This window comes from Bacillus cereus group sp. BfR-BA-01331 (genome assembly GCF_022663915.1).
Taxonomy (GTDB): domain Bacteria; phylum Bacillota; class Bacilli; order Bacillales; family Bacillaceae_G; genus Bacillus_A; species Bacillus_A mycoides.
The window spans coordinates 255,489-280,916 of sequence record NZ_JAKUGJ010000007.1 but is presented as its reverse complement, the minus strand read 5'-3'; the positions used below and the strand labels follow the sequence as shown (position 1 = coordinate 280,916).

The following is a 25,428-nucleotide window of genomic DNA, read 5'->3' as shown; positions in this document are numbered from 1 at the left end:
GGTGCGTGGGAATGATGTCTAAAAAAGTTCTGTTTTGTGCAACTGTGGATTATCATTTTAAGGCGTTCCATTTACCGTATATGAAATGGTTCGCAGAGCAGGGATGGGAAGTGCATGTTGCAGCAAATGGTAACATGCAACTTCCATATGTCAATCAAAAATACAATATCCCTTTTCAAAGATCACCTATTAGATCACAAAATTTTCATGCATACAAAAAGTTAATGTCAATTATTGATAAAAATAAATATAACATTATTCATTGTCATACGCCCATGGGAGGAGTAATAGCGCGTTTAGCTGCTCGGAAATCAAGGAAGAAAGGAACGAAAGTCGTATATACAGCACATGGATTTCACTTTTGTAAAGGATCACCGCATATGAATTGGTTGCTTTATTATCCGATTGAAAGAATTCTAGCTTCTCATACGGATTGTCTAATAACAATTAACCAAGAAGATTATGATTTAGCAGTTAAACATCGCTTTCCAGTGAAAGATATTAAGCTAGTTCACGGTGTAGGAATAGATGTACAACGGTTTACTCCTGTAACTGAAATTGAGAAACGAGAATTAAAGTTACAATGTGGCTATAAACCACAAGATTTTTTAATGTTTTATGCTGCTGAATTTAATAAGAATAAAAATCAAAGTTTTTTAATCCATGTATTAGCGCAATTGAAAAATGAAATGCCACATGCAAAGCTTTTGCTTGCTGGTGAAGGGCCATTAATAGAAGAGTGTAAAAAAATAGCGATGCAACTAGGCGTGAGTAGTATGGTGCACTTTCTTGGTTATAGAAATGATATAGCCTCTTTGCTGCAGATGTGTGACCTAGCTGTTGCATCGAGTTACCGGGAAGGTTTACCAGTTAATATTATGGAAGCTATGGCTTGTGGACTTCCGGTTATCGCTACGGACAATCGGGGACATAGGGAGCTAATTATTAGTAATAAAAATGGTTGGATTATAGATCGTGATGATATAAAGACAATGTCTGAAAGAATAAATTTTATTTCTAAAAATACTAAATTACAAGCTCAGTTTGGGCAGTGTGGACGTACTATTATTACAAGTAAATATTCAGTTAATGAAGTATTGAAAGAGAAACAAGAAATTTATACAACATATATGGATGAAATGGAGGATTTAAATTGGGCACTCCATTAAGAGTATTACATGTAGTCGTAAATATGAATAGAGGCGGCGCCGAAACACTAATTATGAATTTATATCGCAATATAGATCGTTCCAAAGTTCAATTTGATTTTTTAACATGTAAAGAAGGAGTGTTTGATGAAGAAATAGTAAAGTTAGGCGGGGAAATTCATAGAATTCCATATGTTACAGACGTTGGTCATAGAGGCTATATAAAGACGCTAGATACCTTCTTTAGCTCTCATACGCAATATAAAATCGTTCATTCACATATGGACAAAATGAGTGGATTTGTCCTTCGTTCAGCTAAAAAAGCAAGGGTACCAGTTAGGATTGCGCATAGTCACAATACTAGTAGTGAAGGTGGTGCTACTGCAAAAATCTATAAATGGTATGCAGGAAAATCTATAGGTACATGTGCAACGCATTTGTTAGCATGCTCAAATGCAGCTGCGAGATGGTTATTTGCAGATAAAGCTGATACAGCTAGAATCTTAAAAAATGGAATTGATTGTGATAGGTTTTTGTTCATTCCAGAAATGAGAAAACATGTAAGAGAAGAATTACAGCTTGAGCAAGACTCTCTTGTTATTGGCCATGTTGGAAGATTTGCTCATCAAAAAAATCATGCTTACCTTATAGAATTATTCGCGCAGTTAACTCGATTTAGGCCGAATTCAATTCTTTTATTAGCTGGCGAAGGGCCACTTCGTATGGAAATTGAAAATCAAGTGAGGGAATTAAATTTGGAGAAGCATATAATGTTTCTTGGGATACGAGCTGATATAGAAAGGATACTTCAAGCATTTGATGTATTTGTTTTTCCATCCATACATGAGGGATTGCCACTTACTCTCATAGAGGCGCAAGGAGTTGGTTTGCCTTGTATTATATCGGATGCTATTACGAAAGAAGTGGATTTGGGAATGAATCTAGTTGAACATGTTCCTCTAGCAGATAAAATGGCTTGGATAGAAAAAATGAAAAATATAGAAACTAGTAATTTTCCGAGGGAAATACCAGCTCAAGTATTTTTGGAGAAAGGCTACGATATAAAACATACGGCAGAATTAACTCAAGACTATTATTCCGTACTTTCGAGGTGAGTAATTTGGAGAATTTAACGATTTTCACCCCTACTTATAATAGAGCATATTGTCTTACAAATTGTTATGAGAGTTTAAAACGTCAAACATGTAAGAATTTTATTTGGTTAATAATAGATGATGGATCTAGTGATAACACAAAAGAATTGGTGGATAGCTGGATTACTGAAAAATATATAAAAATTATGTATCATTGGCAACAAAATCAAGGGATGCATGGTGCTCATAATACAGCATACGAAATGATTGATACGGAGTTAAATGTTTGTATTGATTCTGATGATTATATGCCAGACGATGCTGTAGAAAAAATCCTTTCTTTTTGGAGTAGATATGGGAATGAAGAAGTTAGTGGGATAATTGGATTGGATTTGTATACAAATGGGCAAATAATTGGTTCAAAGTTACCAGAAAACCTTAAATATTCCACGTTGTTTAATCTTTACAACAAACATGGTGTCACAGGTGATAAAAAATTGGTCTATCGCACAGAATTGACTAAGAAATATCCATACCCTATTTTTAAAAATGAAAAATATGTAGGATTAGCATATAAATACTATATGTTAGATCAAAAATATGAAATGTTATTAATGAACGAAGCACTTTGTTATGTGGAATACATGGCTGATGGATCATCAATGAATATGCTAAATCAATATCGTAAAAATCCAAAAGGTTTTGCTTTTTATCGCAAGGAACTTATGAAATTGCCATTTACTAATCGACTATTTAAATATAGGCAAGCTATACATTATGTATCTAGTAGTTTTATAGCGAAAAATAAAAGATTTATGCAAGAGTCGCCATGCAAAGGTCTTACGATTTGTGCATTACCATTTGGAGTTATTCTTTATAGTTACATTACAATGAAAACAAGAATGGAAGTAAATATATAGGGATTTACTTAGTAAGTAAATGAGAGGACATAATAATGACTATACTTTGGATGAATCTTTTTATCGTATTCATACTCGCATTTTTTGCAAGGTACTTTGCTATTCCTGTGACTAATAGTCTTACATCGATAAAGCCAAATCAGGTTCTAATTTTGATGGCCGCTCTATCCCTTGTACTAGTAGCGGGTCTTCGGAATAATATTGGGGATACTTATTTTTATATGCATGCATATAAAATTACTGAATTTAATTGGGAACATATTCAGAACAATAAAGATAAGGGGTTCTATATTTTTCAAATGATTTTAAAGGGGTACACGGACGATCCTCAAGCGATGGTTTTTATTACAGCGTTGATAACAAATGTGTTAATTGTACTTACTCTATATAAATATTCAAGGTTAATTGAGATAAGTCTTTATGTATATATAACATCCGGAATGTATTTAGTCTCTATGAATGGAATAAGGCAATATTTAGCCGCTGCGATTATCTTCGCTGCGACTAAATATATTTTCGATGGTAACTGGAAAATGTATATTTTAATAGTTCTTATTGCTTCAACTTTTCATCAAAGTGCGTTAGTACTTATTCCTTTATATTTTTTAATAAGAAGGAGAGCATGGTCAGGGGTAACATTCCTACTTCTTTTTTTAGCCGTACTTATAGTTATAGGGTTCAATCAATTTACAGAGGTTTTATTTAAAGCCATCGAAGATACTCAATATAGCCAATATAAAGAATTTCATGAAGGTGGAGCTAATATACTGAGGGTTGCTGTAGATTCGGTACCGCTTATTCTTGCGTACATTGGTAGAGATAGACTGAGAGAGATTTTTCCTGAGAGTGATTATATCGTAAATATGGCTTTACTTGGTACGGTATTTATGTTTATTTCGACACAAAACTGGATTTTTGCAAGATTCTCTATTTATTTTGGATTATACCAACTAATTTTAATTGCATGGGTTGTAAAATTATTTACAAAAAATGATCGGAAATTAATTTATTATAGCATCCTAGTATGCTATTTTATTTATTTTGTTTATGAACACCTCATTACTTTAGGGATAGTTTATAGAAGTAGTTATTTATGAGTGATAGGGAAATATAAAAAGTGAGTGGGGGAATTAAGGTGGGAAAGGCCGAGAAAATTCCGCGCAAAATACATTATTGTTGGTTTGGTGGGAAAGAGAAGCCTAGTATAGTTGAAAAGTGTATTACGAGCTGGAGGGAGAATCTACCCGGATATGAAATCATAGAATGGAATGAAAAAAATTTTGATATAAATTGTAATTTATATGTAAAAGAAGCGTATGAAAATGAGAAGTATGCATTTGTAAGTGATTATGCAAGAGTTCATGTTTTGTATGATTTTGGTGGAATTTATTTAGATACTGATGTTGAGGTATTTAAATCCTTTGATGATTTATTGCATCACCATTCTTTTTGGGGTTTTGAACAGGCAGATTATATAGCTACAAGTACAATCGGAGCAAGAAAAGGGAATCAGCTTATTAAGGTGTTTTTAGATTCTTATAAAGAGAAAAAATTTATAAAAAAAGATGGAAGTTATGATGATTTGACGAACGTTGCTATTGTATCAAAAATTTTACAGAATCAAGGATTAAAGCCAAATGGAGAGTACCAAGAAATAGAGGATGTAGGAGTTTTTTATCCACAAACATATTTTTCTCCATATGATTATATAAATTGTAGAAAATTTATAACTAAAGATACGTATGCAATGCATTATTTCTATAAAAGTTGGTTGCCATTTCGTATTAGGTTGAAGGTAAAACTAAAAGTAATGTTGTCTAAAATAATAGGTGGAGATAATATTTTAAAATTAAGAAAAATATTATCTAAATAATGGGGGTTTGAATTTGAATTTAAGTGTTGTGTATTCAAGTGATGATACCTATGCCCAACATGTAGGGGTATCATTGATATCGTTGTTGCAGAATAATAATCATTTTAATACCATTAATATTTATCTTATTGAAAATAACCTTTCATCATATAGTAAAAAAAATTTAAATTCCATATGTAAGAAATATAACAGAACTATTCAATATATAAATTTTAATGTTTTGTCAGATAGGTTAGAACTTAATATTGGTGACTCAATTGCAATAAATTCATATGCTAGATTATTTTTAGCAAGCGTCATTCCAGAAGATTTGGATAAAATTATTTATTTAGACTGTGATTCAATAATCAATAGTAGTTTAAGTGATTTATGGAATACTGATATTACAGAATATTTCGTGGCAGGTGTTTGTGATACGGTTAGTAATCAAACTAAATTTAGGATAAATATGGATAAAAACGATAGATATATAAACGCTGGTATGCTCTTAGTGAATCTTAAGAGATGGAGAACAGAGGGGATTGAAAAACAGTTTATAGAGTTTATTAATAAATATAATGGTCAAGTGTTCCATCATGATCAAGGGGTTATAAATGGGGTATTAAAAGGAAAGGTGTTATATCTTCATCCTAAATATAATGCTATGACCCCTTTTTTTACTATGGGTAGATATGAAATTATGCAATACTATGGTCTGCAAAATTATTATAGTGAGAGTGAATTAAGAGAAGCAATAGAGGCTCCAGTGTTTATACATTATACTCCAGCATTTGTAAACAGACCTTGGGTTAAAGGATGCCGGCATCCACTAACTGCATTGTATGAGGAGTATTTAGCAATGACACCATGGAAAGAGACTAAGCCATGGAAAGATAGGAGAGGAAAAGGAGAGCGGGTTATGTCTTTACTATATAATAACTTGCCATTTCGTGTAGCAAATCGCATATGTAACTTTATATTTAATTAGATGCTAAATCCGAGGAGATATTTATGAAGAAAAAAATATTAATAAGTATGTACTCTTTAAACATAGGTGGTGCTGAACGAAGTTTAATAGGGCTATTAGAATCCTTCAATTATAAAAAATATGACGTAGATCTATTTTTGTATAGGCAAGAAGGAGATTTTTTGGACCTTGTTCCTGAAGAAGTTAATTTATTGCCAGTAATTAAGCAGTATACAACTTTTGAAAGATCAATCAAAAACATTGTGAAAGAGGGACATATTTATTTAGGAGTGATGAGGATATTAGCTAAGCTGAAAGCTAATATGAAGAATAGAGAACAAGAGAAAGAAAAACGGACATATCGACAAATGCAATATACATGGCATTATTCTATCTCTCTGCTCCCTAAGTTGGTTAAAAAATATGATGTGGCAATTAGTTTCCTCGGTCCTCATAATTTTATATTGGATAAGGTAACAGCGAATATAAAATTAGGTTGGAATCACACAGATTACTTCACAGTCGTTAATCCGGACGAATCATTAGATGAAAAGATGTGGAACAGATTAAATTATATAGTTAATGTATCTCAAGACTGTCAAGAATCTTTTTTGAAGGTATTTCCTAATTTAAAGGAAAAGTCAATCGTTATAGAAAATATTTTGTCACCTGCGTTTGTAAAGGATCAAGCGAAAAAAGACATAAAAAATGAGATGGAGAGTGACAATTCGATAAAAATCTGTTCTGTAGGAAGATTGAGTAGTGCGAAAGGATTTGATCAAGCAGTATACGCATGTAAGAAATTAGTGGAATTAGGATATGACATAAAATGGTATGTTGTAGGATATGGAAGTGAGGAATCTCGAATTAAGCAATTAATAAAAGAAAATAATATAACTGATAGGTTCATTTTGTTAGGAAAAAAGGTGAATCCGTATCCGTATGTTAATAAATGTGATATTTATTGTCAGCCATCGAGATATGAAGGAAAAGCGGTAACGGTGAGGGAAGCGCAGATTTTAGAGAAACCCGTTATAATAACCAATTTTCCTACGTCCAAAAGTCAGCTGTGTCATAATTTTGACGGGTGGATAACTCCGAATGGGATAGATGGAATAGTGAAAGGTATAAGGGAAATGATTGAGGATATGGAACTAAGGAAGCGATTAATGATGAATACGATGAAAGTGGATTATGGAAACAGCAATGAGATTGAAAAGTTATATAAGATTATTGATGAAGAGAGTTAAGTTTGTTTATAATTTTTTCTACAAGTATGAAAATTTAATTGAGAAAGGAAAGAGAAAGTGAATCCAAAGGTAAGTGTTATCGTACCTGTTTATAATGGTGAAAAATATATTTCAAGATGTTTAGATAGTATAATTAGACAGAGTTATCTTAATATTGAAATAATAATTATTAATGATGGGTCCAATGATGAAAGTGAAAGTATAATAAGGTTGTATAAAAAGAGAGATAGTAGAATAGTTTATTATTCTCAGCAAAACAAAGGGCCATCTGAGGCACGTAATAAGGGTATTTTAAATGCAACAGGAAAATATTTAGTTTTTATTGATGCAGATGATACAGTAGATAAATATTATGTTGAATTTTTGTTGAACAAAATGATTGATTCAAATTCTGATTTAGTTTGTTGTGGATATCGAGATATTTCTAAGTATGGAATATTAAATTATACAGATTTTGATTTTGAAAAGAATATATCTAGACAGAACTTTATGGAAATGATTTGTCAGGGAACAGGTGGTGTTTTGTGGGGGAAAATATACAAAAAAGAGATTATCACTAAGTATGATTTTAAGATGGACAAAGAGATATTTATGTGTGAGGACTTAATTTTTGTTTTACAATATGCCTCAAGATGTAAAACGGTTAGTGCCATAAAGGACTATTTATATTATTATAATAGATTAAATGAAAACAGTATAAGCTCTAATATTTCCATACATTATATTGAAAACTATATAAATGTATGGAAACGAATCGAGAGGATTTTTCATTCTGTTCCTTTAGAGAAGAATAAGATAAATGAAATACTTACAAAGAGAATTCAAGATTTTGTATTAGGTTTAATAGAGCAAGAAAGTGTGAGAATGAGAGCAATTGGAATAAGAAATGCGACATCAAATATAAAAGAAATCTTATCTATTTACGAAATTAGTAATTCGGTGCATTTATTTTCATCTAGCAATGTAGTCTATAAGGTATATATTTTTCTGGTGAAAAAGGACTTTATAAGATTGAGCATTTTTTATGGTGTATTTTTAAATATGCTAAGAGATTTTAAAAGAAGAATAAAAACAGGGGGCCAGATTGATTCATGAAAAAGAAATTGCTCTTTGTTATTGATTCATTAAATATAGGTGGGGCGGAAAAGAGTATAGTTTCGTTGTTAAATTTAATTGATTATTCGAAGTATGAAATTGATTTTTTATTATTTAAAAAAGATGGTGATCTTAGAAAATATGTACCGAATCAAGTGAATATGTTACCGATACCAGAGTATTTTCAATACATAAGTAATGAAAATATTCCAGTAAATAAAAGCATTCTGTATTTCTATTATAGAATAAAAACTACTGTTCACTTAAGGATAAATGAATATAAAAATCATGTTTTACATAGCGAGCAAGTAGTATTCCGAAGCCTTGAAAAAATAATTGCTCCAGCTCAAAAGAAATATGATGTAGCAATTGCATATAGCCAAGGAATGCCGACATATTTTGTTGCCAACAAGGTATATGCATCAAAAAAAATGGCGTGGATAAATACTGACTATGTCCATACATTATACGATAAAGAGCTTGACTATGAATCGTATAAAAAAATCAATAAAATAATTACTGTTTCGAGGAATACTCAAGATTCAGTATCTAAAATTAGGAAAGAATATAAGGATAAGGTAGACCTTCTTTTTGATATAGTAGACCCCGATATAATTAATCAAATGGCTAATGAACATGAAGTTAATGAATTTGATCAATCGTTTATTAATATTGTGACGGTTGGTAGATTAGTAACAGCGAAAGGGTATAGTACTGCCATAGAAACAGCGAGGTTATTACAACAATCAGGCTACAAATTTAAATGGTTTGGAATTGGAGAAGGTCCAGAACGCAAAAAACTTCAGGAATTAATAAATAAATATAAATTGAACGATTGTTTTATGCTACTTGGGAAAAAATTGAACCCATATCCCTATATAAAAAATTGTGATATATATGTACAAACATCTATAAAAGAAGGATTCGGTCTCACGGTAAGTGAAGCGAAAATTTTAAGGAAGCCTATTGTATGTACAAACTTTCCTACAGCGAAGGAAATAATAAATCATAATGTTGATGGTTTACTAGTTGAGAAAAATATAAATGGAATATACAAAGGGATTAAAAAATATTTGGATGATGTTAAATTTAGACAACAAATAATAAAAAAATTGAATACTACAGAACCGTATAGTTCGATAAAACAATTAAGGGAATTTTATGCATTGATAGAAAAATAATGTGTGGTGATAATGAAATGAAAAAAGTTTTTGTAGATATATATTTGATGTTTAACTTAGGAGATGACTTATTTTTAGATATATTACTGAAAAAATATCCAAATAGCATGTTTACCGTTAATTATCTGGGGAAAAGTTATGATCAACTTATTTCAAAATATAGTAATGTAAAGAGAAGAAAGTACACATTTTTTGATAAAATTGGGCAAAGGCTTAAATTATCTGATTCTATAACAAACTATGATCAAGTTGCGGAAGAGCATGATGTCTTGTTATTTATAGGAGGTTCAATTTTTAGAGAAGAGGAGTATCATAAGTCGTTATATGAAGATAGGATGAGGATGGTAAAAGAGTTTAAGAAAAGAGACAAGCAAGTTTATATACTAGGAGCAAATTTTGGACCGTTTACAACTGATGAATTTTTAGAAGATTATAAAAGGTTTTTTATGTTATGTGATGATGTATGTTTTAGAGATATGAACTCATTTCAATTATTTGAAAACTTATCACAAGTTAGGTATGCGCCAGATATTATTTTTAGTATGAATGTAGATGGATATCGTAAAGAAAAAAAATCAAATAAAATCGGATTTTCAATTATTGATGTGCGGCATAAAAAAGGATTATCAACTTATTATAATCAATATGTACGAAATACTGTAGAAGCATTGGAGTTATTAATAAGTAAAGGGTATAAATGTTATTTAATGTCATTTTGTGAACGAGAGGGAGATTTGGAAGTAATAAATGTAATAAAATCCCGCCTCTCGTCTAGAGCGTTACAAAATATTATAATCTACAGTTATAATGGGAATTTAGAAGAAGCTATCGAATTGATAGCTTCTTTTAAATTGTTAATTGCAGCGAGATTTCATGCAAATATACTAGGGTTATTATTAGATGTTGGGGTTGTACCTGTAATATATAGTCAAAAAACTAGTAATATGCTTAATGATATAAAGTTTAAGGGTACTTTAATAAATATGGATAATTTGCATATGCAATACGATGAAAATATTATAAATAAGTCATTATCTTATAAATTAGAACGGAATATTATAAGTGGTAGAGCTGATAATCATTTTGAAAAACTAAGTAGATTTTTAGGAACATAAAAATCTATATTGGAGGAAATATGAAAAAAAAAATCATTTTTATGGTTATAAATATGAATGTGGGCGGAACTGAAAAGGCATTACTTAATATGATAGCAGAGATGCCGAAAGATCAGTATGATGTAACGATTTTAATGTTGGAAAAATACGGAGGGTTTTTAGGTTCAATTCCTAGAGAAGTTCAAGTTAAATCTTTGGAAGGATATCAAAATATAAAAGATACACTAAATAATTCACCGTATATAGTTTTTATAGATTTACTAAAAAAAGGAAAGGTTATAAAAGCTTTTAATGTTATTTTTTTTCACTTAATATGTAAGTTAATGAAAGATAGAAGTCTTTTTTTTAAGTATGTATTAAGGGATTATCCGGTAATTGATAATGAATATGATAGTGTAGTTGCCTATGCTGGACCTATGGACTTTATAAGTTATTTTGTCGTAAAGAAGATAGTGGCCAAAAAGAAAATTCAATGGATTCATTTTGATGTAACAAAGGTTTCTTTTAATAAAGTGTTTTCAGCGAATATATATAAGGAATTTGATCAAATTTTTACAGTATCAAATGAAGCGAAAAACAAGTTGATTAGCATTATACCTTCTATAAAAAAGAAAACAGACGTATTTCCAAATGTGATTTCCTCAAATTTGATTCAAAAACAAGCAAAAGGTGGAAAGGGATTTAGTGATAATTTTACTGGGTTGAGGATATTGACAGTTGGTAGATTAGCAAACGAGAAAGGACAAGATTTAGCTATACGAGTATTATCTAGATTAATTGGTGAGGGTTTCAAAGTTAAATGGTATTGTGTAGGTGATGGGAGTTCAAGAAAGCAGTATGAAGAACTTATAGAGCATTATTCGCTTAAAGATACATTTATTTTACTAGGAGAAAAAAGAAATCCATATGTTTATATGGATGAATGTGATATATATGTACAGCCGTCTAGGCATGAAGGGTATTGTATAACACTTGCTGAAGCAAGATACTTAAATAAAGCTATTGTGACAACGAATTTTACTGGTGCTAAAGAACAAATAAGACATGAGGAAACAGGACTAATTGTAGATGTAGATGAGGATGATATTTATGAAGCTGTAAAGAAATTGGTAATTAATCAAAATTTATGTGAATATTTTTCTCGGAATTTAGCGATAGAAAATTATGATCAAGGCATCAAAAAAAAGAAAGGGATTTTAAAATCAGAAACTTCTAATTGTTTATAAAGGGACATAAAATTAAATTTTTAAAAGTAGGTTAGGGATTAGTAAAATAATAATACTGCTGAAGATGAGGGCTCAATTTGGAGGGGAACCATCAATAATATGTTAGATAGTGTTGATTAATTAAACTATTAATTATGTTAGATGAAAGGTAATTTGTTAAGATGAAAAATCAACTTAAAGCCGGTGCATTACTATCATATGTGGCGTTATTTATTAATAGTGTTATGTCAATAATATATACTCCAGTTATGTTGAATTTTCTAGGTCAATCAGAATATGGTGTATATAGTTTAGCATCTTCGGTGGCAGGTTATGTGGGGATATTGAACTTTGGATTAGGAAATGCAGTAATCAGATATACAGCAAAATATAGAGCTTTAAAGGATGATGAAGGAATCTCGAATTTATATGGAATGTTTTGTGTGATGTATGGAGTATTAGGAATATTAGCATTAATAGCTGGCACAATATTAACTATAAATGCTGATAGCATGTTTTCACACTCTTTAAGCATGGATGAAGTTCATACGTTAACAATTTTAATGTGGATAATGATAGTGAACATATCTACAGGAATAGGATTTGGTTTTTTCAGTGTTGTCATGTTAGCTTACGAACGGTTTGTTTTTCAGAAAGTGATAGGTATAGTGTATGCCATTATAAATCCCCTTATAATGGTACCCTTTCTTATTAAGGGTTATGGTTCTATTACAATGGTGATAGTGACAACACTGTTAAACTTGATGGTAATTTTGATTAACATATACTATTGCTTCAGAGTGCTTAAAATTAAAATTTTATTTAAAAAGGTTGAAAGAGGGTTACTAAAAGAAATAATAGTATTCTCATCATTTATTTTTCTGAATTTAATGATTGATAAAATATATTGGTCTACGGATCAAGTTATATTAGGGATATTTAGCGGAGCAGCGGCAATTTCAGTATATTCAATTGGAGCATCTTTTACAGGATACTTTTCGGGTTTTTCAACAGCAATATCCAATGTGTTTTTAAGTAGGGTGACAAGTATGGTAACAAAAGATGTAACAGACAAAGAAATCTCGAATTTATTTATTAGAATCGGTAGAATTCAATATATTATATTAGCATTTGTTTTTAGTGGATTTATTGTTTTTGGGCGAGAGTTTATTCATTTATGGGTTGGTAAAGAATATAATGATGCTTTTATTATAGCTATTATTATTTTGGCACCCATGATCGTATCGTTAATGCAAAGTATAGGGGGGATTATACTTCAAGCGAAAAATATTCAAACATTCAAATCGATAGTCTATGCTATTACAGCTGTAATTAATGTACTGATAAGTATTGTATTTGTAAAATGGTGGGGAGCTATAGGTGGTGCTGTAGGAACTGCAGTGGCATTCACTTTAGGTAATATAGTGATAATGAATATATATTATTGGAAAAAAGTTAATATAGATATACCTAGGTTTTGGAACAATATTATGAGGATGAGTTCTACTGTTGTAATAAGTGTGGTATTTGGGGCGATAATGAATCATTTTTTTCTTGAATATAGTTGGGGGTTATTAATTATTAAGATTAGTATATTTTCTGTAGTATATATTTACTTACTATGGTTGTTTGGGACGAATGAATATGAAAAAGATTTATTTATGAAGCCAGCAAAAAATATAATATCTAAATGTAGAAAGCGAATGTATAGGGTACATTAGGGATAATGTACAGGATTGGAGATCAGGGGGGATTTATTTTTAAATACAAATAAAAATGGTTAATCCCCTTTAATCGTTCTTAATATCGAATGTAATGGTTCATTATGTTGATTTTGTGGGGGCTAATTATGAACAAAGATATGAGAGAGAACTCGAAAATACTATTGGAATACGATAAGAGTTTTAGAAGTAAACCACGAATAGCATATATTTTGCAAGGAAATTTGATCGAAGTGTAGATGAAGAGGTAATAGGATACTTTGCGAATAAATACAAGACATAGTTTGTAATATCCCCATTTGTCCAGCGTTAGAGAGGTTTAGTCAAGGAAGTAGCACATCTATCCATACAATAGATCCACTAAATGAATATGATAGTTATTAGAAGATTATATACAATATAAGCGGATATTAATGGGGGTAGATGAATTAAATGGTTATATATATGGTTGAACTCAATCGCTGGGGAATAAAAAATGATGCAACTTCTCCTTTGCAAACTACACAGGGCATAAATAATGCTTTTGTATGGGCAAGGGATAATGGCTTTCAAACTGTTCAGTTACCTGAGGGGAAATATTTAATAGATAAAAATAATGCAATAAACTTTTTTGATAATACAACATATAGACTTTATAAGTGTATATTTATCAAGGAATCTAATAATCTTCCGAAATACAACATATTATTATGTGATGGAATAAAAAATGTGAACATAGAGGGAGCAATAATAAAAGGTGATAGAGAAACTCATGACTATTCAAGTGGTGGTACACATGAATGGGGGCATGGGATTGAATGTAGAAATTCATGTTATAACATAATAATTAAGGATTGTGAGATAAGTGAATGTACAGGGGATGGAGTTATAACATCTATGGATTTTTCAGCACTAGGTGGTATGCAACACCCTGCGCATTTTGCACAAGGAGATTTAAATAGTAAAGGTGAATTAGACAGTACAAAGTCTGATTATACAACAGTAACCAAATTTTTTGATGTTACAGGAAGCCTAGTAAAATCTGTTGGATATTTTTATTATTCTGGAGATGGATACGGTGGGTATGGAACAGGGAGTAATTTAAACAAAACTATTATTAAGGTACATTTTTATGCGGAAGATGGATCATATTTAGGGTATAGAAATACAAGAACGTATGAATTTGTGTATTTGAATTCACTTCCTGCTAATACAAAAAAAGTAAGATTTTCATTTTTACAAAATTATGCATTGATGAATGGGAATTTACATTATGTATTGTGTGCCAAAATACCACAATATATTAATATAAGTAATAGTAAGCTTTATGAAAATCGCAGGCTCGGGGCTTCAGTTAATGGAGGAAGGTTTGTGACGTTTGACAGTTGTGAAATTTTTAATAATAGCAATCCAATGAGCCGTTCTGTTGGGTGTAATCCAGGCTACGGTATAGATGTCGAAGATGGATATATGACAAATCAAAAAATTACGGTTAGAAATACTCACGTTTATGATAATCGAGCAGGTGCATTTATATGTATAAGTACACGGGGTGTTTTTTTAGAGAATAATAAATTTAAAGGAATTGTTAGTTTCGGGGGGAGTGGGGATGATTACGCATCTTTAAATAATGTTTATTATGGACCAATATCAGGAAGGTCTATAACAAGTGGATTAGAAGCTGATGGAACTTTTTGCTCGTTCACAAATGATTCTATATTTGGACAAATGTGTAATATAGCAGGAGGAAATACGACTTTGGATGGTTGTGTTTTTTCAAAAAGTACAATTTCTTTAAGTGGAGAAACTATAAAAATTAACAACTGTAAATTTACTTTTGACGATCCGGATGTAAATGGAGTGTTAGATTTTAGAAGTAAAAATATAGAAATATATAATTCCTTATTTGATATTAGGAGAGCGAAAGGAATTGCAACAACTGGTTATGCTCAAACAGAAAATGCTATATTCTCTAATGTGAAATTTTTAACTACTGAATCAAGCGGTGGTCATTATGTTGGTGCTAAAAGATTAATTCTTGAAAAGTGTGAGTTTATTCATAAAGGAGAAACACCTAATTATAGTCGTATGATGGCGGCCGAATTTATGAGAGTTGAGAATAATATCTTTATAAACCAATCTTTTAGATTTGATGGTGGAGATATATATGGTAATGAGAATTTAGCGAAAGATACGGGGTATCCAACGCATAGTTTTAGAAATAATCGGATTGTTTGGGAAAAACCTTATAGTTTAGCAGTTCATGAAGCAAGAGGACCAGGCGTATCGTTTATTTATATACCAAGATTAGAGGTTATGAATAATAATATAGAGGTAAATGGCAAAGTTACTTCGCTTGGTTCACAATATACGCTAAGGGTGTTCACGGAAAATTATTTGAATGTTTCAAACAACAATATTGTTACGAATAATGAAATTGGAATTAATACGATGGGAACAATAGTGATCGAAGGAGCTTACAGAAAAAAAGATTCAGTGTTGCCGACACCAAGAACAACTATAATATCTCAAGGTAATAATTCAGTTAATTCAAATATAATCTTTACGAATAATGTTAATTCACAATTAGAAAAGAATATAATAGGAAATATACCGCTTTCATCTACAGCAGCAGTAGAACCTAATTATGGAAAGTACATTCGTGGAGAAGTAGTATTTAATGCTACTCCAATTATTGGTGGATATATTGGGTGGGTTTGTATAAGTGCTGGTACAGCGAATGGAAACAAGTGGACGGCGGGTAAAGAGTATTCAGTAAATAGTTTAGTAAATGCCAGCGGAAAAGTGTATAAAGCTATAACAGCAGGTATTAGTGGTGCGAATGCTCCTTCGCATAATAGTGGTATAGGCACAGATGGAAAGCTAGAGTGGCAATATGTTGATATGTTAGCAGTATTTAAACGTTTTGGTTTGATAGAAGGTTAGAATAATTTTATTCTAACCTTTTTTATGTTTTTTATGTAGATAATATGAATTGATTAATAGGTGAAACTTTCGAGGAAAAGATTGAAAACAAATAAAGGGTTAGGAGAGTGATAATAAATGAAACGGTGTTTTGATATGTTTATTTCTCTATTTTTATTATTGTGTTTTTCTTTTGTTATAGCTTTAATAGCCATTTTTGTTAAGTTTAAATTGGGGTCTCCAATATTCTTTAAACAAGAGCGTCCAGGTTTATATGGAAAGCCATTTAATCTTTATAAATTTCGTACAATGACTAATGAAAAAGATAAAGATGGAAATTTACTGTCAGATGAAATTAGATTAACTTCTTTCGGGAATTTTTTAAGGAAGTATAGTTTAGACGAATTACCACAACTCATAAATGTTGTAAAAGGTCACTTAAGTTTAGTGGGGCCTCGACCATTATTAATGGCATATATACCTTTATATTCACAGGAACAGGCAAAAAGACATAATGTAAGACCGGGTATTACTGGATGGGCTCAAATCAATGGTAGAAATAGTATTTCATGGGATGAGAAATTTAAACTAGATATTTGGTATGTTGAGAATAAGAGTTGGTATTTAGATTTGAAAATTTTATTTTTAACTTTTGTGAAAGTCTTAAAATCAGATGGGATACAGAATAGTAATCATGCAACTATGCCGGTTTTTAAGGGGAGTATAAACCATGGGGGGGAATAACATGAATATTTTGTTTACTAGCTCAGGTAGGAGAGTAGCTTTAATTGAAAAATTTAAGGAAGCACTTAAACAAGAAGGAATCAAAGGGAAAATCTTTACTGCAGACTTAAAAGAAACTGCTCCTACTATTTACTTTAGCGATAAGCATTTTGTTGTTCCACGTGTAAATGAAGAAGGGTATATAGATGAGTTATTAAAGATATGTAGATTTGAAGATATAAAACTAATAATTCCGTTAATTGATACAGAATTAATCCTTTTGGCTAATAATGCGAAGGTTTTTGAAAGTATCGGTGTAAAAATACTAGTTTCTAGTTTGGAATTAAATAAAATAGCTAATAACAAAAAATACACGTATAACTTCTTTGTTTCTAATAATATACCAACGCCCAGAGTATATAGTGATGAAGAAATTGAAAGAAAAGAATATCAATTTCCATTATTGATTAAGCCTTATGATGGAAGTTCTAGTAAAGGTGTAACAAAAATAATGAATGAAAAGGAATTGGAATTCTTTAAGGAGTATATACCTAACGCGATGATACAAGAGTATGTTTCAGGGGAAGAATATACTATAGATATAATGGTAGATTTTTATGGGAATATAAAAACGATTGTTCCTAGGTTACGTATAGAGACACGAGCAGGTGAGGTAAGTAAAGGGATGACCAAGAAGGATAATGAAATTATCAAAGCTGCCGAAAGTGTAATAAAAGCTCTTCCTAATCCTGTTGGATGTATTACTTTACAATGTTTTAAAAAGGAAGATGGGCAAATTACGTTTATTGAAATAAATCCTCGTTTTGGTGGAGGGATTCCGTTATCGATCGAAGCGGGAGCAAATTTTCCACTATGGACAATTGAAATGTGTCAAGGGGAAATGTTTACGGAGCGAGATTTCAATTGGAGAGAAAACTTAACGATGCTTAGATATGATGAAGCGGTTTTTACGGAGAGTACTTAACATGGTGATTAAAGCAATTGTCTTTGATATGGATGATACTTTATATAAAGAAAAGGATTATATCGTAAGTGGTTTTAAAGCAGTGGATGAGTGGATTGAAGAGAACTACAAGAAAACTGGATTTTATAATGCTGCAATTCAATTATTTGATTTTGGGGAAAGAGGGTTTGTGTTTAATAAAACGCTTGAAAAGTTAAACATTCCTTACGATGAAAATTTGATTAGTAATTTGATAGAACAGTATAGGTTTCATAAACCAGATATTCAATTGTTGGATGAAGCGGAGTGGGTACTAAATAATTTAGTTAATACCGTTAAAATAGGACTTATTTCAGACGGATATTTAGTTACCCAAGAAAAGAAGATTAATGCATTAAAGTTAAAAGGGAGATTTCATTCGATAATTCTCACTGATAAGCTTGGAAAAGAATATTGGAAACCGAGCCAAATTCCTTATGAAAAAATAAGTAAGGAACTACAGGTTCCTCATCAGCAGTGTGTTTATATAGGAGATAATTTAAGTAAGGATTTTATAACTGCCAAGAAACTAAATTGGATAACAATTCATATTAATAGAGAAGATGGGATTTACCGTAATCTTATAGTTGAGCAAGATTATAAAGCGCATTATACAATAAATGATTTAAGAAGACTTCCTGATATACCTGTATTAAAGCATATGTTTTTAGATACATAATTTTAAAAATATGTATAAAGGATGTGTTCACATGCAAACCATTCAGCATAAAAAACGAATCTATCTCTCTTCACCGCACATGGGCGGAAATGAACAAAAATATATTCAAGATGCATTTGACTCAAACTGGATTGCCCCTCTTGGCCCAAATGTAGATGAATTTGAAAGAGAACTTGCATCTTTTGTAGGAGTTAAAGGTGGGACTGCAGTTAGTTCAGGTACGGCAGCCATTCATTTAGCTTTACGGTTATTAGATGTTCAAGAGGGAGATACAGTGTTTTGTTCAAGTTTCACCTTTGTAGCGAGTGCGAATCCGATTGTTTATTTAGGGGCTGAACCGGTATTTGTTGACTCAGAACCGGAAACATGGAATATGTCACCACAAGCGCTAGCGCATGCCTTATATGATGCTAATAAAGCAGGGGAATTACCGAAGGCTGTTATTCTTGTTCATTTATATGGTCAAAGTGCTAAGTTAGATGAAATTCTTTCGCTTTGTAATCAATATGATATTCCTATAATCGAGGATGCAGCAGAATCTCTAGGTTCTACATATAAAGGGAAAGCAAGCGGTACATTCGGGAGGTTTGGGGTTTATTCATTTAACGGAAATAAAATCATTACGACTTCGGGTGGTGGAATGCTTGTATCTGATGATGCGGAAGCATTAGTGAAAGCAAAATTTTTAGCGACGCAAGCAAAGGATCCAGCACCACATTATGAACATAGTGAGATAGGATATAATTATCGAATGAGTAATATTTTAGCAGGTGTTGGGAGAGGGCAATTAGAAGTGTTAGAAGATAGAGTGAGGGCGAGAAGGCGTATATTTAATCGGTATTATGAAGAATTATCTCACATACCTGGATTTTATTTTATGCCGGAATTAGAAAATACTCGCTCGAATCGTTGGCTTACAACTATGATGATTGATGAAAAGGAATCTGGTATCTCTATTGAAACATTATTGACAACTTTAGCAGATGAGAATATTGAAGCACGTCCTACGTGGAAGCCACTACATATGCAGCCACTTTTTAAAGAAAGTAAGTATTATTCTCATCAGAAAGATAATGATGTATCAGCAAGGTTATTTGAAAAGGGGATTTGTCTTCCTTCTGGATCCAATATGATGGATGAGGATCAGTGGAGAGTTATTCAGGCGATTATAAACATTATATAACATGGAATAATTCACAGAGAAACAAGTACATTAAGGTTCATTATAATGAACCTTAATGTTGTATATTTGGTTTATATTCCCATTTATATATTGACGAAAAATTAATATAATGATAATTTAAATGTATATATAACTAGGTTTATGGGTGATTTAGAGTGTGTGATTGATTGGGAGTTGAAATGTGTAATTTTGTTCTTTAAAAAGAATTAAATCAAGAGCGAAGTTGTATTAAATAAAAAAGAACCTTTGCGGTAACTTGTTGTATAAGGGGTGGGGAAAATGAGTGCTATAACAGGTATTATTCATTTTAATGAAGAAACTATATCGATTCAGCATGGCACGCAGTTAATGAGTTATTTACAAAAGTACCCTGCTGATGATATTCAAATATGGCATAAAGAAAATGTTTTTCTAGGATGTCACGCACAGTGGATCACACCAGAATCTGTTGGTGAACAATTACCCTTTTATAATTACGAAAAGCAACTGGCAATTACAGCAGATGCTATTATTGATAATCGTAATGAGTTATTTGAAAAATTACAAGTGGATTATGCAGATAGAAAAAACATGACAGATAGTGAGTTGATTTTACTCTCTTATCAGAAATGGGGGGAAGCGACTCCAAAATATTTGGTAGGCGATTTTGCCTTTATGATTTGGGATGAGAAAAAACAAACCCTTTTTGGAGCCAGAGATTTTTCGGGAAGCCGAACCCTTTATTTTTATCGTGGTGAGGAAAAGTTTGCTTTTTGCACTATTATAAATCCATTATTTACTCTACCATATGTTGAGAAAAAATTGAATGAGCAGTGGATTGCTGAATTTTTAGCTATACCTGTAAATTTCGAATCAGTAGATTCACAGCAAACAGTTTATAAATATATAGAACAGGTGCCTCCATCACACACTATTTCGGTAAAGAATGGCAAAGTTAATTTTTCGCGATACTATACACCAACTACTGGGAAAATGCTTAATTTAAAATCAAATGAAGAGTATGAAGAGGCATTTCGAGATGTGTATCAAAGTGCAGTGAAGGCACGTTTAAGAACACATCACAAAGTAGGAGCTCATTTGAGCGGAGGGCTAGACTCTGGTTCTGTCGTTAGCTTTGCTGCAAAAGATTTACGTGCTGAAAATAAAAAATTACATACGTTTAGTTATGTCCCAGTAGAAGGATTTGTAGATTGGACACACAAAGGTAGGATAGCCGACGAAAGACCATTTATTCAATCAACTGTAAAGCATGTAGGGAATATACAGGATTATTATTTAGAACTGCCGGAGAGAAGCCCACTATCGGAAATTGATGATTGGCTGGAAACAATGGAGATGCCATATAAATTTTTTGAGAATACTTTTTGGTTGAGCGGAGTTTATGAAAAAGCATCTCAGCATGGAATAGGGGTACTCCTTAGTGGTCAAAGAGGTAATTGGACAGTATCGTGGGGGCCTATTTTAGATTACCAGGCAATGTTGTTAAAAAAGCTACATTGGATGCGTTTTTATCGTGAACTATATTTATATAGTAGAAATCTAGGAGTGAAAAAATCACGTGTTTTTGAAGTGGTAAGAAGAAAGGCATTTCCATTTTTGCATCAGTTACTTTCTTCAGAGGAACAAGATGTTTTTCCTAGGATAATCAATCCGGAATTTGCAAAAAAAATGAATGTTTTTGATGTTCTCAAAGAACAGGATATTGATATAACAGGTACCTCTATCTCAAATGCATATGACATGAAAAGAGAACAGTTTGAAAAAACATATTATTGGAGCATAAATGGAACGTATGAAACGAAATTATCGTTACGTTATGCTTTATGGGATCGTGATCCTACAAATGACTTACGGATTATTCAATTTTGTTTGTCAGTCCCGGAAGAACAGTATGTTCAAAATGGTTTAGATCGATCTCTTATCCGGAGAGCCACAAAAAATTTACTTCCTGATAAAGTACGATTAAATCAACGCGTTCGGGGTGTTCAAGGTGCAGATGGTGTGTACCGTATGGCTCCTTTTTGGAATGAATTCATTGAGGAAGTTGAAGAACTTAGTGTAGATCCAATAATCTCTGAATTTCTAAATGTAGAGGTAATTAAGAAAGCTATCTCGAAAATCTGTAAAGAACCTCGACCAGAGTATGCATTTGATCTAGATTTTAGAGTTTTAATGCGCAGCCTAATCTTCTATAGATTTATAAAAAAATCAATATGAAAGGAGGTGATACGTATGAAAAAGGAATGGAAACAACCTGTATTAGAAGTACTTAATATTAATATGACTATGGCGGGGCCTGGACATAAATATCCTGATGCTGCTCAACCTGATCCAGATGATCCGGTGAAGTATAGTTAAGTCACTGGAAAATAAAGCTCTTATATAACTTTGTTATATAAGAGCTTTCAAAAAATTGACAATGTGGGGTGAATAGGATGTTCAATTCGATGGGAAATGTGTTATACAAAGCCTTCGGGTTAAAAATAGTAAGTGAAATCCCATTACCCGAATTGTCTCAGCTGAATGAAAAGAAAGAAATGGCGGATGTTCAAATTGAAATAACGGATTTATCTGAACAATGGGGTAAATATAGCGAAGAACAGCAAAAAACAATTGTAGTGGAAGATGATGTAGTGATGTTTCATGTTCCTCAGACTGCAATATTTTCTGTCCAATCGGGCGAGAAAATTACGTTTTCACCTATGCCAGGGGCGGAAGAAAATAAAATCCGACTATATATTCTGGGGACTTGTATGGGGGCACTTTTAATGCAACGCAAAGTACTTCCGGTGCATGGAAGTGTAATTGCTATAGATGGGAAAGCATATGCTTTAATTGGTGATTCAGGGGCTGGAAAATCAACTTTAGCCTCGGCTTTTTTGAGTAAAGGATATCAAATTTTAAGTGATGATATAGTTGCTGTGTCTCTTTTATGTAAGAATACCCCGATAGTTGATCCGTCTTACCCACAACAGAAATTATGGAAAGAAAGTTTAGATGAGTTTGGAATGGAAAAAGAGCAATTTAGCCCTTTGTTCGAAAGGGAAACGAAGTATGCTGTTCCTGTTAATTCTCAATTTTTTCCCGATCCATTACCTCTTGCTGGTGTTATTGAATTAGTAAAAACGCAGGGAGAAGATATTGAGATGACCCGTATTGAAGGTCTCGCACGCTTGTGCAAATTATACCAACATACTTTTAGGAATTCTTTGATTTCTAAATTAGGATTGATGGAATGGCATTTTGAAACTTCATCTAATATTGCAAGTGGAATGGAAATGTTTCAATTAAGACGCCCGGCTTCGAGATTTACAGCTCATGAGCTTGTGCAAGTTATTTTAAATACTATACAGAAAGGGAGTATGGCTGATGGTTGTTCATTCGAGAAAAATATCATTAGAACATAATGTTGTACAGAGTGAAGGTAATATAGTAAGCGATATGGATGGAGAAAAAGTTATGTTAAATGTCCAAAAAGGAAATTACTATAACTTAGGAGAAATAGGCGGAGAAATATGGGAGCTTATTGAAAAGCCGATAATAATTAATCAGCTTGTTACTATGTTAGTATCTAAATATGATATTGAACGAAAAGGTTGTGAAGAGCAAGTTCTTTCCTTTTTAGAGTGTTTGTTTCAAGAAGGTTTAATTCAAATAAAAGACCATCCTAATAAGTAGATTCATAACTTTAAGAGAATTGTTAGGGAGGGATTAATGAATATTGTGAAAAGGTTAAGGGTATTTTTATCATTGAACACACAAACAAAGCTTTTATTTTTAGAGGCTTTTATTTTTTTAGGGTGGGCGCGTGTATTAAAAAGTATTACCTTTTCCAAAGTTGCACCTTCTTTAGGGGATTACATGAACGAAACACCAGTTGCTCAAGTTCCGCCACACGGGGATACACTAAAGAAGGTGTCTGAAGCTATTTCTATTATGAGTCGTTATACTTTTTGGGAAAGTCAATGCCTTGTTAAAGCTATAGCTGGGATGAAAATGCTCGAAAAACGTCATATTGAGAGTACTATTTATTTAGGAACCGCTAAGGATAATAATGGGGAATTAATTGCGCATGCATGGTTACGGAGCGGTTCTTTTTATGTTACTGGATTAGAAGGAATGGAGAAATTTACTGTCGTTGGATCATTTGCAAAGAGGTTAAGTGAGGACACTATTAAAGGAGAATAAAATGAGGAATGATTTTGATCTTGATGTAGAGTTCATGTCTAAGGAATTGAAATTTCTTTTTGCAATTTTGAAGTTACAAGATGACGAAACACTGCAAACTTACAGGAGTGAATGGTTTGCAGATATTGATTGGGAGGTTTTTCTTGAGCAAGCTATGCATCATCGTGTTTATCCGGTGATTTATCAAAAACTTAAACAGGTAGATGAGGAACGAATTCCTTCACATGTTGTACAAACTTTAAATAGAAAATATAAAAATAATACATTTCAAATGCTTTATTTAAGTGCTGAAATGGAACGAATAAATAAACTTTTTAATGAAAAAGAGATTCGTACGATGTTTCTAAAAGGGCCTGTACTATCTCAGGACTTATATGGAGATATTTCTTTGCGAACATCCTGCGATTTGGACGTTCTCATTCCTATTCAAAATTTAGAAAAAGTAGAAAAACTACTTTTAGAGCAAGGATATGTGAAAGATGAGTATATTCAAACGATATTAAGTGATTGGAAATGGAGGCATCACCATATAACATTTTTCCATCCAACAAGGCGGATCAAACTTGAAATTCATTGGAGGTTAAATCCCGGACCGGGTAAGGAACCTGGGTTTGAAGAGCTTTGGAAGCGAAAGAGAAAAAGTACACTTACGAGTAATTCGGTATATATGTTAGGGAAGGAAGACTTATTTTTATTTCTTGTATCTCATGGTGCCAGACATGGTTGGTCCAGGTTACGTTGGTTAGTAGACATAAAAAAAATTGTCGATCAAGATCTTAACTGGAATGAGATTCATAAATTAATGAGAAAATACCAAATACTTCATTTAGGAGGACAAGCATTAATTTTGGTATCACAATTGCTAGGTACACGACTAAATGAAAGAATGATGGAATTAGTAGCTAAAAAACATTCGAAGCAGTTAGCACAAGAAGCACTGTTTTATTTCAAGGAAATGATAAACTTGCATTCTGAACCTGTTCCTGAAGAAGTACTTGCTTATCATAGTAGACATTTATTTTCACTGATGTCTAATCAGCAAAAAATTATATTTATTTTGAGCCAACTTTATCCTTATCCAATTGATGCAAAAACATTACCGTTACCTAAATCTCTTCATTTTTTATATTTTCCTTTACGTCCGTTTCTATGTCTTTGGAGGAAAACAAAGGAGCTTGCTTTGTTATAGGGGGAACATCG

At 32.0% G+C, this 25,428-nt stretch carries 23 protein-coding genes; all 23 read left to right on the top strand.

Annotated elements, in window-relative coordinates; all coding sequences use genetic code 11:
- The first annotated feature begins 11 nt into the window (after nucleotides 1-11).
- The 23 genes from MR155_RS15880 (at nucleotide 12) to MR155_RS15770 (ending at nucleotide 25,417) form a co-directional block, all read left to right on the top strand.
- The gene (locus MR155_RS15880) at nucleotides 12-1,169 is read left to right on the top strand and encodes a glycosyltransferase family 4 protein (RefSeq protein WP_219303353.1); all 1,158 of its coding nucleotides are present in this window, start codon (nucleotides 12-14) and stop codon (nucleotides 1,167-1,169) included.
- Nucleotides 1,154-2,263, top strand: a complete 1,110-nt coding sequence (locus MR155_RS15875) for a glycosyltransferase family 1 protein (protein WP_242310498.1) — start codon at nucleotides 1,154-1,156, stop codon at nucleotides 2,261-2,263. Before MR155_RS15880 ends, MR155_RS15875 begins: the two co-directional genes overlap by 16 nt.
- A gap of 5 nt (nucleotides 2,264-2,268) precedes the next feature.
- Nucleotides 2,269-3,162, top strand: a complete 894-nt coding sequence (locus MR155_RS15870) for a glycosyltransferase family 2 protein (RefSeq protein WP_219303351.1) — start codon at nucleotides 2,269-2,271, stop codon at nucleotides 3,160-3,162.
- 35 nt (nucleotides 3,163-3,197) lie between these two features.
- Nucleotides 3,198-4,259 carry an EpsG family protein gene (locus MR155_RS15865; RefSeq protein ID WP_219303350.1) on the top strand — a complete coding sequence of 354 codons (1,062 nt, stop codon included), beginning with the start codon at nucleotides 3,198-3,200 and terminating at the stop codon, nucleotides 4,257-4,259.
- A gap of 38 nt (nucleotides 4,260-4,297) precedes the next feature.
- Nucleotides 4,298-5,035 (top strand): glycosyltransferase family 32 protein, encoded by a 738-nt coding sequence (locus MR155_RS15860; RefSeq protein ID WP_219303349.1) that lies wholly within the window; start codon nucleotides 4,298-4,300, stop codon nucleotides 5,033-5,035.
- A 13-nt stretch (nucleotides 5,036-5,048) separates the two neighbouring features.
- A complete protein-coding gene (locus MR155_RS15855) occupies nucleotides 5,049-6,002 on the top strand; it encodes a glycosyltransferase family 8 protein (protein ID WP_219303348.1) in 954 nt (317 codons plus the stop codon).
- 23 nt (nucleotides 6,003-6,025) lie between these two features.
- Nucleotides 6,026-7,231, top strand: a complete 1,206-nt coding sequence (locus MR155_RS15850) for a glycosyltransferase (protein WP_219303347.1) — start codon at nucleotides 6,026-6,028, stop codon at nucleotides 7,229-7,231.
- Between the two features lie 57 nt (nucleotides 7,232-7,288).
- Nucleotides 7,289-8,326 (top strand): glycosyltransferase family 2 protein, encoded by a 1,038-nt coding sequence (locus tag MR155_RS15845; RefSeq protein ID WP_219303346.1) that lies wholly within the window; start codon nucleotides 7,289-7,291, stop codon nucleotides 8,324-8,326.
- Nucleotides 8,323-9,507: a glycosyltransferase gene (locus MR155_RS15840; protein WP_219303345.1), complete on the top strand. Its 1,185-nt coding sequence runs from the start codon at nucleotides 8,323-8,325 to the stop codon at nucleotides 9,505-9,507. Before MR155_RS15845 ends, MR155_RS15840 begins: the two co-directional genes overlap by 4 nt.
- A gap of 17 nt (nucleotides 9,508-9,524) precedes the next feature.
- Nucleotides 9,525-10,622, top strand: a complete 1,098-nt coding sequence (locus tag MR155_RS15835; protein WP_242310496.1) for a polysaccharide pyruvyl transferase family protein — start codon at nucleotides 9,525-9,527, stop codon at nucleotides 10,620-10,622.
- Between the two features lie 20 nt (nucleotides 10,623-10,642).
- Nucleotides 10,643-11,848, top strand: a complete 1,206-nt coding sequence (locus tag MR155_RS15830) for a glycosyltransferase (protein ID WP_219303343.1) — start codon at nucleotides 10,643-10,645, stop codon at nucleotides 11,846-11,848.
- A gap of 161 nt (nucleotides 11,849-12,009) precedes the next feature.
- The gene (locus MR155_RS15825; protein WP_219303342.1) at nucleotides 12,010-13,548 is read left to right on the top strand and encodes an oligosaccharide flippase family protein; all 1,539 of its coding nucleotides are present in this window, start codon (nucleotides 12,010-12,012) and stop codon (nucleotides 13,546-13,548) included.
- 432 nt (nucleotides 13,549-13,980) lie between these two features.
- Nucleotides 13,981-16,473: a right-handed parallel beta-helix repeat-containing protein gene (locus tag MR155_RS15820; RefSeq protein WP_219303341.1), complete on the top strand. Its 2,493-nt coding sequence runs from the start codon at nucleotides 13,981-13,983 to the stop codon at nucleotides 16,471-16,473.
- Between the two features lie 117 nt (nucleotides 16,474-16,590).
- Nucleotides 16,591-17,196: a sugar transferase gene (locus MR155_RS15815; protein WP_219303340.1), complete on the top strand. Its 606-nt coding sequence runs from the start codon at nucleotides 16,591-16,593 to the stop codon at nucleotides 17,194-17,196.
- Nucleotides 17,183-18,160, top strand: a complete 978-nt coding sequence (locus tag MR155_RS15810; RefSeq protein WP_242310494.1) for an ATP-grasp domain-containing protein — start codon at nucleotides 17,183-17,185, stop codon at nucleotides 18,158-18,160. Before MR155_RS15815 ends, MR155_RS15810 begins: the two co-directional genes overlap by 14 nt.
- Nucleotide 18,161: 1 nt before the next feature.
- Nucleotides 18,162-18,857 (top strand): HAD family hydrolase, encoded by a 696-nt coding sequence (locus MR155_RS15805; RefSeq protein WP_219303338.1) that lies wholly within the window; start codon nucleotides 18,162-18,164, stop codon nucleotides 18,855-18,857.
- A 31-nt stretch (nucleotides 18,858-18,888) separates the two neighbouring features.
- Nucleotides 18,889-20,040: an aminotransferase class I/II-fold pyridoxal phosphate-dependent enzyme gene (locus tag MR155_RS15800; protein ID WP_219303337.1), complete on the top strand. Its 1,152-nt coding sequence runs from the start codon at nucleotides 18,889-18,891 to the stop codon at nucleotides 20,038-20,040.
- Between the two features lie 279 nt (nucleotides 20,041-20,319).
- Nucleotides 20,320-22,257 (top strand): lasso peptide isopeptide bond-forming cyclase, encoded by a 1,938-nt coding sequence (locus MR155_RS15795; RefSeq protein ID WP_219303336.1) that lies wholly within the window; start codon nucleotides 20,320-20,322, stop codon nucleotides 22,255-22,257.
- A gap of 15 nt (nucleotides 22,258-22,272) precedes the next feature.
- Complete coding sequence (locus MR155_RS15790) at nucleotides 22,273-22,398, top strand: paeninodin family lasso peptide (RefSeq protein WP_002146236.1); 126 nt, start codon at nucleotides 22,273-22,275, stop codon at nucleotides 22,396-22,398.
- Between the two features lie 77 nt (nucleotides 22,399-22,475).
- Nucleotides 22,476-23,447, top strand: coding sequence for a phosphoenolpyruvate carboxykinase (ATP) (locus MR155_RS15785; RefSeq protein ID WP_242310493.1), 972 nt, complete (start codon nucleotides 22,476-22,478; stop codon nucleotides 23,445-23,447).
- On the top strand, nucleotides 23,410-23,718 hold the full coding sequence (locus tag MR155_RS15780; RefSeq protein ID WP_219303334.1) for a lasso peptide biosynthesis PqqD family chaperone: 309 nt from the start codon (nucleotides 23,410-23,412) through the stop codon (nucleotides 23,716-23,718). Before MR155_RS15785 ends, MR155_RS15780 begins: the two co-directional genes overlap by 38 nt.
- A gap of 36 nt (nucleotides 23,719-23,754) precedes the next feature.
- Nucleotides 23,755-24,228, top strand: coding sequence for a lasso peptide biosynthesis B2 protein (locus tag MR155_RS15775; protein ID WP_219303333.1), 474 nt, complete (start codon nucleotides 23,755-23,757; stop codon nucleotides 24,226-24,228).
- Between the two features lies 1 nt (nucleotide 24,229).
- Nucleotides 24,230-25,417 carry a nucleotidyltransferase domain-containing protein gene (locus MR155_RS15770; RefSeq protein WP_242310491.1) on the top strand — a complete coding sequence of 396 codons (1,188 nt, stop codon included), beginning with the start codon at nucleotides 24,230-24,232 and terminating at the stop codon, nucleotides 25,415-25,417.
- Nucleotides 25,418-25,428: the final 11 nt, after the last annotated feature.

Bases quoted from the DNA above. Each gene is read 5' to 3' on its own strand.
- MR155_RS15880 (WP_219303353.1), top strand. From the start codon at position 12: ATGATGTCTAAAAAAGTTCTGTTTTGTGCAACTGTGGATTATCATTTT.
- MR155_RS15865 (WP_219303350.1), top strand. From the start codon at position 3,198: ATGACTATACTTTGGATGAATCTTTTTATCGTATTCATACTCGCATTT.
- MR155_RS15850 (WP_219303347.1), top strand. From the start codon at position 6,026: ATGAAGAAAAAAATATTAATAAGTATGTACTCTTTAAACATAGGTGGT.
- MR155_RS15840 (WP_219303345.1), top strand. From the start codon at position 8,323: ATGAAAAAGAAATTGCTCTTTGTTATTGATTCATTAAATATAGGTGGG.
- MR155_RS15835 (WP_242310496.1), top strand. From the start codon at position 9,525: ATGAAAAAAGTTTTTGTAGATATATATTTGATGTTTAACTTAGGAGAT.
- MR155_RS15830 (WP_219303343.1), top strand. From the start codon at position 10,643: ATGAAAAAAAAAATCATTTTTATGGTTATAAATATGAATGTGGGCGGA.
- MR155_RS15825 (WP_219303342.1), top strand. From the start codon at position 12,010: ATGAAAAATCAACTTAAAGCCGGTGCATTACTATCATATGTGGCGTTA.
- MR155_RS15820 (WP_219303341.1), top strand. From the start codon at position 13,981: ATGGTTATATATATGGTTGAACTCAATCGCTGGGGAATAAAAAATGAT.
- MR155_RS15815 (WP_219303340.1), top strand. From the start codon at position 16,591: ATGAAACGGTGTTTTGATATGTTTATTTCTCTATTTTTATTATTGTGT.
- MR155_RS15810 (WP_242310494.1), top strand. From the start codon at position 17,183: ATGGGGGGGAATAACATGAATATTTTGTTTACTAGCTCAGGTAGGAGA.
- MR155_RS15805 (WP_219303338.1), top strand. From the start codon at position 18,162: ATGGTGATTAAAGCAATTGTCTTTGATATGGATGATACTTTATATAAA.
- MR155_RS15800 (WP_219303337.1), top strand. From the start codon at position 18,889: ATGCAAACCATTCAGCATAAAAAACGAATCTATCTCTCTTCACCGCAC.
- MR155_RS15795 (WP_219303336.1), top strand. From the start codon at position 20,320: ATGAGTGCTATAACAGGTATTATTCATTTTAATGAAGAAACTATATCG.
- MR155_RS15790 (WP_002146236.1), top strand. From the start codon at position 22,273: ATGAAAAAGGAATGGAAACAACCTGTATTAGAAGTACTTAATATTAAT.
- MR155_RS15785 (WP_242310493.1), top strand. From the start codon at position 22,476: ATGTTCAATTCGATGGGAAATGTGTTATACAAAGCCTTCGGGTTAAAA.
- MR155_RS15780 (WP_219303334.1), top strand. From the start codon at position 23,410: ATGGTTGTTCATTCGAGAAAAATATCATTAGAACATAATGTTGTACAG.
- MR155_RS15775 (WP_219303333.1), top strand. From the start codon at position 23,755: ATGAATATTGTGAAAAGGTTAAGGGTATTTTTATCATTGAACACACAA.
- MR155_RS15770 (WP_242310491.1), top strand. From the start codon at position 24,230: ATGAGGAATGATTTTGATCTTGATGTAGAGTTCATGTCTAAGGAATTG.